The sequence below is a fragment of the Streptomyces sp. NPDC058401 genome (genome assembly GCF_042722885.1).
In the GTDB taxonomy this organism is placed as follows: domain Bacteria; phylum Actinomycetota; class Actinomycetes; order Streptomycetales; family Streptomycetaceae; genus Streptomyces.
In genome coordinates, this window is sequence record NZ_JBHXKA010000190.1 from 1 (window position 1) to 11,567 (window position 11,567).

Here is an 11,567-nt window from a genome sequence, read left to right on the forward strand (position 1 = left end):
GACCTCGGCCCTCCACGACTCGGTGTACAGCTCCCTCGCCTGATCCCACGGCCTGCGACCGGCCCGGCTCCCCAGGCGAGCCGGGCCCTTCACCTGTCCCGGGTCTCAGCGTCCGGCGGGCTGCCCCGCGCCCGCCGCGAGCCACCGCACCACGTCCGCGGCCGTGTACGGCTCGGCGTTCGGGGCGAGCTTCGGGAGGAAGGACAGGTCCTTGCCGATCGTCACCAGCGGGGGTTCCACCCGGCCGTGCGGCCGGCGCTGGGCCAGCCCGATCGTGGCCAGCAGCCCGTTGCACAGGCACTGGCGGCCCTTGGTGTCGGAAGCCTCGCCGCCCTTGCGGACGTACGCGGCGACCGGCTCGGCAGCGCAGCGGTAGACCAGACCGCGCGGCCCCCGTACGGGAGTGCGCAGGAACCCGAGGTCGCAGACCCGGCGCCGGGCATCGGACACCTCCGGCTCGGAGACCGTCCCCGGCAGGTCCGCCACCTTGAACGGGAACGAAGTCGGGGAGGCCTCGGGGTCGTTGCGGACCGACAGGGTCCCGGTGTGGGCCCGCTCCAGCAGCTCCTCGCGCAGGTGGCGGGCCATCCCCGACTCCTCGCACAGGGCGAACGCGCTGCCGATCTGGACACCGGCCGCGCCCTCGGCGAGCGCCCCGGCCACGGCCTCGGGGCTGGCCTGGCCGCCGGCGAGCCAGAACGGCAGCCCGAGCGCCGCCATCTTGGCGAGGTCGGGGCTGTCGCGCGGACCGTAGACCGGCTCGCCGTCCCCGTCGAGCTTCATCGGCCCGCGCGGCGGGGCGCTGTGGCCGCCGGCCTGGCTGGTCTCGATCACGAAGCCGTCGGGGCGGGTGATCTCGTCCCGGGCCAGGTAGGTGGCCAGGACCGGGAGCGAGACGATGGCCAGCACGCGGGGGCGGCGCAGCGGGCCGGGCAGGTGCCCGGCGAGCAGGGCGGCGGGGTCGAAGAGGTGGTTCAGGGGCTCCTCGTCGCCCTCCACGTGGATCTTGCTCACGCAGCGTTCGTAGCGCGCCAGCCTTGAGGCGAGGGCCGGGATCTGACCGGGGACTCCCGCGCCCACGAGCACGTAGTCGACGCCTGCCAGGATCGCGCCGAACATCGCGGGGGCGGTGGCGAGCTGGATCTTCTCCAGGTAGTTGATGCCGACGACACCGTCATGTCCCTCCTTGGCGAGCCAGACCTCGGCGAAGTTGCCGAGGACGGTGAGGATCTCGGCCTGCGATCCGCCCGTCGCCCGCAGTCGCGGGGTGGTGCGCATCGCCGCGCCGTCCGCGAGGCCTTCCTCGCGGAAGTAGAGGTCGAGGGCGGTCTGGGCGAGCTCGGGCAGCGGGAAGGCCGCCAGCGCCCGGCGGGCGTGGCCGCCGGGGTCGCCGGTCTGCAGCACCCGGGCCAGTACGACGTCCAGGGCGGTGCCGGAGACCACGCCCAGCTGGCCCTCGCCGGAGACGGCCCTGGCCAGCCGCCAGCCGGAGACGCCGACGCCCATGCCGCCCTGGATCAGCCAGGGGTGGTGTGCGGCGGGGGCGTTCGTGGGGGTCTGCGGCATGGGTCACGTCCTCGGAATCACCCGAACCTACGGTTCCGTAGGTTCGCTGAATTCCACTATGACGCCGGCCCGGCCGCCCGGCGGGCGCCGAAGGTCCCGGCCCTGGGGGTACGTGGACCCCGGCCGCCGGGCCCTATGGAACGGGGCCCGGCGGAACGGGACCCCCGGCTCCGTGGAGCGGGGCCCCGGCCCCATGGAACAGGGCCGCCCGGGGAGGTCTTCTCCCGGGCGGCCCCGTGATCTAGCGGTATCTAGCGGTTCGGCTCTGGTTCACGATCGGCCCCGGTGGGGGTCAGAAGGTGAGCTTCCAGCTGTCGATCTTGCCGACGTCGGCGCTGGCCAGGTCGGCCACCCGGAGCTTCCAGGTACCGGCCGCGACCTCGGAGGAGGCGTTGACCGTGAACTGCTGGACGATGTTGTCCGCGCTGCCGCCGGTGCGGTTGCGCAGGTTGTAGACGGTGCCGTCGGGGGCGACGAGGTCGACCTTCAGGTCACCGACGTAGGTGTGGATGATGTTGACGTCCACCTTGAGCGCGGCCGGAGCGTTGCCCGTGCGGTTGACGGCGATCGGGGACTCCACCGTGGCGTTGTCCGCGATCGTGTAGTCGGTCGTGTTCTCGAAGACCGTCTGCTGCGAGGTCCCGACGGTCCACACGAAGGAGGCCGTCCCGGTCTTGCTCGCGGAGTCCGTCACCGTGACCGTCACGTTGTACGTGCCGGCGGTGGAGGCGGTCCCGGAGATCAGGCCGTTCGAGGCGTTGATCGACAGACCGGTCGGCAGACCGGTGGCCGCGTAGCTCAGGGCACCCGCGTTGGTGCTGGTGGCCTGGACCTGGAGGCTGACGGCGCTGCCCGTGATGGTGCTCTGGTTACCGGGGTTGGTGACCGTGACACCGCTCACGACGCGGGGACCGACGTTGATGCCGGCCCAGGCGTTGGCCACGTTGTTGTACGTGGTCGAGCCCACGCCGTACAGGTCCCCTGCGGCCTTCAGCGTCTGGACGCGGGCGTCGGCGTAGTTGGTGTTCGACTTGAAGTAGCCGACCGTCAGCGCGCGGAACCAGATCTTCGAGGCGGCGTCACGGCCGATCGCGGTGACCGGGAGGCCGTCCGAGGTCGGCGAGTCGTAGCTGACCCCGTTGATGACCTTGGCGCCCGAGCCCTCGGAGGCCAGGTAGTACCAGTGGTTGGCCGGGCCCGAGGAGTAGTGGACGTCGATGGAGCCGATGCCCGAGTACCACGCGTCCTTGGAGGAGCCGTCCTTGCTCGGCTTGTCCTGGTAGCGCAGCGGGGTCCCGTTGCCGTTGATGTTGATCTTCTCGCCGACCAGGTAGTCGCCGACGTCGTTGGCGTTGTTGGCGTTGAACTCGACGGCCGCCGCCATGATGTCGGAGGTCGCCTCGTTCAGGCCGCCGGGCTCGCCCGAGTAGGTCATGTTGCCGGTGACCGAGGTCAGACCGTGCGTCATCTCGTGCGCGGCCACGTCGATGGAGGTCAGCGGCTTGGTGTTGCCCTGGCCGTCGCCGTAGGTCATGCAGAAGCAGGAGTCGTCCCAGAACGCGTTGACGTACGCGTTGCCGTAGTGGACCCGGCTGTACGGGGCCACGCCGTCGTTGCGCAGGCCGTTGCGGCCGTGCACGTTCTTGTAGTAGTCCCACGTCAGCTGGGCGCCGTAGTGCGCGTCGGCCGCGGCGGTCGCCCGGTTGGAGGCGGCGCCGGTGCCCCAGGTGTCGCTGGTGCTGGTGAACAGGGTGCCGGTGCCGCTGGACCCGCCGTTGAGGTCGTAGGTCTTGTGGTTGCCGCGCCCGGCGTCGGTCAGCGTGTAGTTGCTGCCCGACTGCGAGGTGCCCAGCGTGACCTGACCGCTGTACATCGTGTTGCCGACGCCGGTCTCGATCGCCTGCCACTCGGTGATCTTCGCGCCGGTCTTGGCGTTGGTGACCACGTGCAGTGCACTCGGGGTGCCGTCGTGCTGGAGCCCGCCGACGACGGTCTCGAAGGCGAGGACCGGGGCGCCCTCGGCGGCCCAGATCACCTTGCGGGCGCCCTGGGAGGCCTTGGCGTCCTTGGCGCCGGCCGCGTTGGCGGACTTCACGGCCACGCCCTCGGCCGAGGCCGGGGTGACGGCGGCGGTGGTGTCCGCGACCTTGATGTCCGCGTTGGTGGCCTTGGTGACGCTCTTGGTCACGCCGTCCTTGGCGTGGACCGTCAGGTCACCGCCGAGCACGGGTATCCCGTTGTAGGTGCGCTCGTACGTGGTGTGCGTGGTGCCGTCAGCGTCCTTGACGACGTCACGGACGATGAGCTTCTCCGAGCCGGCGAGGCCGAGGGCCTTGGCCGCCTGCACGGAGGTGGAGTTGGCCTCGGCCAGGAGCGTCGCACGCTCCGAAGCGCTGAGTGCGCGGTTTTCCGCGCCGGGGTTTGCCTGGGCGACCGAAGAGGCCTTCGACGCGGTGGCGTCGGCGGTGGCGGTTCCGGTCTGGATGCCTACGGCGAGGAGAGCGGCCGCGGCAACAAGCGCGCCGGCCGTGGTGGCACGCCGCTGGGGGGTGGGACTCAACGCAGACTCCTTCTGCAAGGGGGGTTCCGGATGGCTGGGTGGGCCTCCGGGCAGATCGGGCTGGTGCGAAGAACGGTCGAAGAGTGTCACCTGGGCGCTGTGATGTCAGGGCCGCGTCAAAAGGTTGGCCGGAAATCGTTCGTTGTCCGAAGAGACGTATCCGGTATCCGGAACATTCACTTTGGGATGAGAAAGAGGGCGTCCCGCGGTCCGGAATGCGGACCACCGGTCGCTAACGCTTGGGCAACAAGATGTCCGGTTCTGCGAAACGGCATTTACCGTACGGGCGTTTGTCGTACTGTTTCCCGGTGCGTCTGATGTCCACTGCCAGGGGAAGCCGCGGACTCGCGCCACCGTCATAGACCACGTGCCAGGGGGGCCCATGAGGCATGTCCATATACCTGTGCAAAGAGTGGCCGGCGCGGCCCGGACGCCGGCCGTACCGGCCCGGGGCCTGCGCGACAAGGCCCGTTGGTACCTGCCCGCCGCGGTCGCCGCGGACCTGATCGGCGCGGGAGTCCCCGTCGGCCTGGTCTTCGAGGCCGCCCAGCAGGCGCGGCCCCTGTTCTGCGCCCTGGGCGCGGCCCTCGCCTGGACCGGCGTGCAGCTGATGCGCCGGCGCTACGCGGGCCGCGCGCTCGGTGAATCCCGGGGAGTCCTGCCGGTCGTACACGACTGGCTGATTCTGATCGGCGTGCTCGCCGTGGCCCGCGTGATCACGGGGGAGAACACCCCCCGGCTGTCCGCCCTAGGCGCCCTCGTACCCGCCCTGCTCGTCACCGTCGCCTGCCACAAGCTGACCTACCGTCACCTCTCCGCCGCCCGGCGCGAAGCCCAGGCGGTGAGCCGGGTCCTGGTCGTCGGCGAGCCCGACTCCGCCGAGTCCGTCATCGGGCACCTCGCCGCACGCACCGACCACCCGTACGTGGTGGTCGGCGTGGTCCCGGTGGGTCCCGGCGGACTCGACAGCGGGGTACCCGTGGCCGCGCGGCTCGGCTCCGCCACGGCGCAGTCCCCCAACGGGGACTCCGCCGCCGTGCTCGGAGCCGTCGCCGCCCACCGCGCCGACCTGGTGCTCGTCGCACCGGGCGCCCGGCTCGCGGGGGAGCGGCTGCGCCGGATCTCCTGGGCCCTGCACGACGCCGGGCTCGAACTGGCGGTCTTCCCCGGCCTGGTGGAGGTCTCCGTCAAGCGGCTGGAGACCCTGTCCGCGGGCGGCCTGGCCATACTGCGGGTGGCGCCGCCGGTCAGCCGCGGCATGCAGCCCCTGCTGAAGTCGGTACTGGACCGGGCCGGCGCGGCCCTCGGACTGGTCCTGCTGTCGCCGGCCTTCCTCGCGATGGTCCTGGCGATCCGCTGCGGCTCGCGCGGACCGGCCTTCTACCGGCAGCGGCGCATCGGCCGCGACGGAGTCCCCTTCGTCATGTGGAAGTTCCGCACGATGGTCGCGGACGCCGACGCGCTCAAGGCCGAGCTGTCCGGGGCGAACGAGAACGACGGCCTGATGTTCAAGATGCGCCGCGACCCCCGCGTGACCCGCGTGGGCCGGCTGCTGCGCCGCACCTCCATGGACGAACTGCCCCAGCTGATCAACGTGGTGGCGGGCAACATGTCGCTGGTCGGCCCGCGCCCGCCGCTGCCGGAGGAGGTGGCGGAGTACGACGAGGTCGAACTGCGCCGGCTCGCGGTGCGGCCGGGGATGACCGGGCTGTGGCAGATCAGCGGGCGGTCCGACCTCTCGTGGGACGAGACGATCCAGCTCGACCTGCAGTACGTGGACAACTGGTCGTTCACCAGTGACGTCGACGTCATGGGCCGCACGCTCCGCGCCGTGGTCGACGGTCGCGGAGCGTACTGAGGCACGGAGCGTACAGAGGCGCGGAGCGTACTGAGCTGCGGAGCGTACTGAGGCGCCGGGAACCGGCGCCCCGGGATCAGCCCTGCTCGCGCCACCAGGCGTAGGTGGCGGCGATCCCCTCGCGCAGCGGGATCGCGGGCTTCCAGCCGAGCCCGCGCAGCCGGGTGACGTCCAGCAGCTTGCGGGGCGTCCCGTCGGGCTTCGAGGTGTCCCAGGCGAGCCTGCCGCGGAAGCCGGTCACCTCGGCGACGGTCTCCGCGAGGGCCTTGATGGTCAGGTCCTCGCCGCAGCCGATGTTCACCGGCTCGGCGCCGTCGTACTCGCGCAGCAGCACCGCACAGGCGGCGGCCAGGTCGTCCACGTGCAGGAACTCCCGGCGGGGCGTGCCCGAACCCCACAGCGTGACCTCCTCGCGCCCCTCGGCGGCCGCCTCGTGGAAGCGGCGGATGAGCGCGGGCAGGACGTGCGAGGACTCCAGGTCGAAGTTGTCGCCCGGGCCGTAGAGGTTCGTGGGCATGGCCGAGATGTACGAGGCCCCGTACTGCTTGCGGTACGACTGGACCTGCACGATGCCGGCGATCTTCGCCAGGGCGTAGGCCTCGTTCGTCGGCTCCAGCGGCCCGGTCAGCAGGGCGTCCTCGCTGATGGGCTGCGGGGCCAGCTTCGGGTAGATGCAGGAGGAGCCGAGGAACAGCAGCCGGCCGACGTCCGCGGCGTGCGCCCCGGCGACGACGCTCAGCTGGATCTTGAGGTTGTCCTCCAGGAACTGCACCGGGAACGTGCTGTTGGCCATGATCCCGCCGACCTTGGCGGCGGCCAGGACCACGGCGTCGGGCCGGACGTCGCTCAGGTACGCCGCGGTCGCGGCGGCATCGCGCAGGTCGAGGTCGGCGCGGCCGCGGGTGAGCACCTCGTACCCGTCGGCGGTGAGCCGGCGGACGACCGCGGACCCCACGAGGCCGCGGTGGCCGGCGACGAAGACGCGGGCGTTCGGGGGCAGGAACGGCGAACTTGTCATACCGCCGATGATGCCAGTCTGCCGTCGGCGGTTTCACGGGGGAGCCCCGGCCCCGGCCGGCTTCCGCATCCCCCGAAGCCCCGCCGGGCAGGCGGATTTCGGATGGCACCGGCCAGTCCGGTACATACCGCCCCGCAAGGGGGCGAGGGGGCCCGATCCGCCGGGAGGCCCTCCCGGCCGAACGTGTACGGTACCCATCCGGTACCCGTCTCCAGCCCCCTGGCGGCGGACCGCCCAGCACTCCGGTCCCGGCCACCGCACATCCGGCCGCCGGCACCGACCCGTACGACGAGGCGTGACCCCGGGCCCGCCCGGGGCCGCGCCCCGAGCCATACCCGGGGCCCCGCCCCGCACTGCACCTCTCCGGCCCCGTACTCCGGGGCGCGGTACCCGGGGCGCAGCCACGACCGCACCGCAACGATCCCCAGGGGGACCCCATGGGCAAGACCGCGCTGATCACCGGCGTCACCGGGCAGGACGGCTCGTACCTCGCAGAGCTCCTGCTCTCCAAGGGCTACACGGTGCACGGGCTCGTGCGGCGGTCCTCCAGCTTCAACACGGAGCGGATCGACCACATCTACCAGGACCCGCAGACGGCGAATCGTTCCTTCGTCCTGCATCACGCCGACCTCTCCGACGGCGTCGCCCTGGTGAACCTGCTCCGCGAGATACGCCCCGACGAGGTCTACAACCTCGGCGCCCAGTCGCACGTCCGCGTCTCCTTCGACGCCCCGCTCTACACCGGCGACGTGACCGGCCTCGGCGCCCTGCGCCTGCTGGAAGCGATCCGGGCCAGCGGCGTGGACACCCGCATCTACCAGGCCTCCTCCTCGGAGATGTTCGGCGCCACCCCGCCCCCGCAGAACGAGGCCACCCCGTTCCACCCGCGCAGCCCGTACGGCGCCGCGAAGGTGTTCGCGTACTGGACGACGGTGAACTACCGCGAGGCGTACGGCATGTTCGCCGTCAACGGGATCCTCTTCAACCACGAGTCCCCGCGCCGCGGCGAGACCTTCGTGACCCGCAAGATCACCCGCGCGGTCGCCCGGATCAAGGCCGGCCTCCAGGAGAAGCTCTACCTCGGCAACCTCGACGCCGTCCGCGACTGGGGCTACGCCCCGGAGTACGTGGACGCCATGTGGCGGATGCTCCAGCAGGACGAGCCCACCGACTACGTCGTGGCCACCGGGGTCGCCGCCACCGTCCGCGAGTTCGTCGAGGCCTCCTTCACGCACGCCGGTCTCGACTGGAACGAGCACGTGCGCTACGACCCCAAGTACGAGCGCCCCAGCGAGGTCGACGCCCTGATCGGCGACGCGTCCAAGGCCCACGACCTGCTCGGCTGGAAGCCGACGGTCCTGGTGGCCGAGCTGGCCAGGATCATGGTGGATTCCGACATCCGGCAGGTCGAGGACCAACTGGCGGGCGCCAGCGTCCGCATCGACCGCTGAGGCCATATATTTCGCCTACGATTTGCCCTGTCCCGGTCATTCGCGATCATTCGCGCGGCTGAAGTCGGCCTGACCGGGGCAAATCTGCCGTATGTCCGTAGTGCTCCATCCACACCGGACCCGTTGATTCCAAGTTGGTATGCAATGGGTCAAGGGTGGTGACCAGGCCCTCGCGTGAGCCCTAGTCTGCGCCAGTACATATGGCTGTTCCGATAGATGCCGAACCAGCCATTCAAGCCGGGCAATTGCCCTGGGGGGCTCATGCGTAGATCCAGAGGGCTGACTGCTGCCCTCGCCCTGTCACTGGCCGGCGCCGGCACCGCGATAGGCCTGGTGCTGATACCCGAGGCGTCGGCCATCACGCAGCCGGTGGCCTTCACCGCCGACGACCTGCCGACGTGGCAGCCCAACGGGATCGTCTGGGCGATGGCGGAGGTCAACGGCACCGTCTTCGCCGGTGGCACCTTCTCCGCCGTCCGTCCGCCCGCCGGCGGCGTCGGTGCGGAGCAGGATGCCGTGAACTTCGTCGCTCTCGACGCGGCCACCGGCGCCCCCACCTCCTGCAAGCTCTCCTTCACCATCGGCGACGGCAGCGCGACCGTGCGCGCGCTCACCGTCTCGAAGGACAAGAAGACCCTGTACGCGGGCGGCTACTTCGCCGCCGTCAACGGAACCCCGGTCAACAGCGTCGCCGCCATCGACATCGCGACCTGCACCCCCAAGGCCTCGTTCCACCCGCAGTTCCCCTCCACCGTGCGCGCGCTCACCGCCACCGACACCACCCTGTACGCGGCGGGCGACTTCAGCACCGTCGAGGGCGCGACCCGTGAGCGGTTCGCCGCGGTCGACGCCACCTCCGGTGCGCTCAAGCCCTTCGTCGCCAACGCCGACGACCCCGGCCGCGCGCTCCAGCTCAGCAGCGACGGCAAGAACATCCTGCTGGGCGGTGACTTCTTCACCGTCAACGGATCCCAGAGCCACGCGCTCGCCGTCGTGAACGCCACCACCGGAGCCGTCACCAAGACGTACGGCACCATCCCCTCGATGTCGGTCATCAAGTCCATCACGGCCGACGCCACGGGCTACTACACCGGCGCCGAGGGCACCGGCGGCTTCGACGGCCGCGTCGCCCTCGCCACCGACTTCAACGAGAAGTGGCGCGACCAGTGCCTGGGCGCCACCCAGGCCGTGCTGCCGTACGACGGAGTCCTCTACAGCTCCTCGCACGCGCACAACTGCACCTCCGAGGGCCAGTACCCCGACGGCAAGCGCCACTTCCTGCTGGCGCAGCTGACCGACTGGGGCAACGGCGGCGCCGACGCCCCCGCGCCCGTCGGCGGCTTCGTGCGCAGCCCGGCCAAGCTCGGCTGGCACCCCACCGCCAACGACGGCCTCGGCGAGGGCATCGGCCCGCGCGTCATGGCCATCGCGGAGAAGGGCGCCACCAAGTACATGTGGGTCGGCGGTGAGTTCACCCTCATCAACGGCAAGGCCCAGCAGGCCCTGACCCGCTTCGCCTCCACCGGCGACGTCGGCGCCCCGACCACCCCGGTCGCCAGCGTCTCCAGCGTCAAGCCCGGCGAGGTCCAGGTCCGCTGGCGCGCAAGCTACGACGCGGACGACAGCAAGCTGACCTACCGCATCTACCGCAACGGCTCCGCGACCCCGATCGCCACCGTCAGCGCGAACTCCCTGGAGTGGCTGCGCCAGCAGGCCTCCTGGACGGACGCCACGGCCAAGGCCGGCGCGTCCTACAGCTACCGGGTCACCGCCACCGACGCGGCGGGCAACACCAGCGCCCTGTCGGCCAGCGTCTCGGTCTCGGTCCCGACCGCGGTCAGCGCGTACCCCAACCAGGTCCGCGAGGACGGCGCCAACCTCTACTGGCGCTACGACGACGTCGTCAGCCCGTACGTGGCCGACTCCTCGGTCTCCGGCAACACCAGCGGCATCCAGCTCAACGCCCCGGCGCTGCGCCAGACCCCGGGTGCGGTCACCGGAGCCAGCACGGCCATGGGCTTCAACGGCACCAGCCAGCAGGTGTACAGCGACCACCGCCAGACGGTCGGCAGCAGCTACACGCTGGAGACCTGGTTCAAGACGAACACCACCCGCGGCGGCAAGCTGCTCGGTTTCGGCACCAACCAGGACCGCACCAGCAACCTGTACGACAAGCACCTCTACATGACCAACACCGGCCGGATCTTCTTCGGGGTCAACCCGGGCTCGACGAAGACCCTCTCCACCGGCCTGCTGGACACGTACAACGACAACAAGTGGCACCACGTCGTCGCCACCCAGGGTCCCTCCGGCATGGCGCTGTACGTGGACGGCAAGGCCAAGGACAGCTCCAACGTCACCGGCTCCCAGGCGATCGAGGGCTACTGGCACGTCGGCGGCGACAACCTCTCCGCCTGGCCGTCCCGGCCGACCAGCAACTTCTTCGCCGGCCAGATCGACGAGACGGCCGTTTACCCGAAGGTGCTGACCGAGGCCCAGGTCAAGAACCACTACAACCTGGCCAAGGCCGCCACGGACACGGTCTCCAAGGTCACCGCGACCGAGGACACCTACATCAACCAGGGCGCCCCCAGCACCGCCTACGGCACGACCACCTCGCTGGCCGTCCGCGGCACCGCGGCCTACGAGACGTACCTGCGCTTCGACATCCCGGCCGCTCCGGCGGGCACGGTGCTGAAGTCCGCGTCCCTCCAGGTCAAGACCACGACCGTGGCCAGTGCCGGCACCACCGACACCGTCTCCGTGGTCCCGGTCACCGGCACCTGGAGCGGTGCGGGCACCACCTTCAAGAGCAAGCCCACCCTGGGCACCAGCCCGCTCGGCTCCTTCGCGGGCGTGCCGGACGGTACGGCGGTCCAGAGCACGCCGCTGGACACCGCGGCGATCTCCGCGGTGCTGGGCAGCAGCTACAGCCTGGGCCTGACGAGCACGGGCACCGACCCGCTGTGGATCTGGTCCTCGGAGTCCACCGCCGTGGACGCCAAGCCGCAGCTGACCCTCACCTTCGGCGCGAAGTAACCGCTTGACGGAGTGCGGGGCGGGGGGGCGGGCCGCGCGGCGGGCCCCCCCCCCCCCCCCCCCCCAGGAAGGAGA

General features: G+C 71.1%; 6 protein-coding genes. 3 read left to right on the forward strand and 3 right to left on the reverse strand.

The genetic code is table 11. From position 1 onward, the window contains the following. Positions 1-105 precede the first annotated feature (105 nt). The gene (locus tag ACFWNV_RS37050; protein WP_383955876.1) at positions 106-1,566 is read right to left on the reverse strand and encodes a nitronate monooxygenase; all 1,461 of its coding nucleotides are present in this window, start codon (positions 1,564-1,566) and stop codon (positions 106-108) included. A gap of 292 nt (positions 1,567-1,858) precedes the next feature. Next, on the reverse strand, positions 1,859-4,126 hold the full coding sequence (locus ACFWNV_RS37055) for a M4 family metallopeptidase (RefSeq protein WP_383955878.1): 2,268 nt from the start codon (positions 4,124-4,126) through the stop codon (positions 1,859-1,861). Positions 4,127-4,508: 382 nt separating this feature from the next. On the opposite strand from ACFWNV_RS37055, the gene ACFWNV_RS37060 reads away from it, so the two are divergent. Next, entirely contained in the window at positions 4,509-5,984 is a 1,476-nt protein-coding gene (locus tag ACFWNV_RS37060) for a sugar transferase (RefSeq protein WP_383955881.1), read from the forward strand. A 76-nt stretch (positions 5,985-6,060) separates the two neighbouring features. Here the strand turns inward: ACFWNV_RS37060 and ACFWNV_RS37065 are convergent, their stop codons facing one another. After that, on the reverse strand, positions 6,061-7,002 hold the full coding sequence (locus ACFWNV_RS37065; protein WP_383955884.1) for a GDP-L-fucose synthase family protein: 942 nt from the start codon (positions 7,000-7,002) through the stop codon (positions 6,061-6,063). Between the two features lie 437 nt (positions 7,003-7,439). On the opposite strand from ACFWNV_RS37065, the gene gmd reads away from it, so the two are divergent. Together gmd and ACFWNV_RS37075 are read left to right on the forward strand one after the other, a co-directional pair. Further along, positions 7,440-8,453, forward strand: coding sequence for a GDP-mannose 4,6-dehydratase (gmd, locus tag ACFWNV_RS37070; RefSeq protein ID WP_266904311.1), 1,014 nt, complete (start codon positions 7,440-7,442; stop codon positions 8,451-8,453). Between the two features lie 261 nt (positions 8,454-8,714). Further along, positions 8,715-11,492: a LamG-like jellyroll fold domain-containing protein gene (locus tag ACFWNV_RS37075; protein WP_383955887.1), complete on the forward strand. Its 2,778-nt coding sequence runs from the start codon at positions 8,715-8,717 to the stop codon at positions 11,490-11,492. The last annotated feature ends 75 nt before the right edge of the window (positions 11,493-11,567 follow it).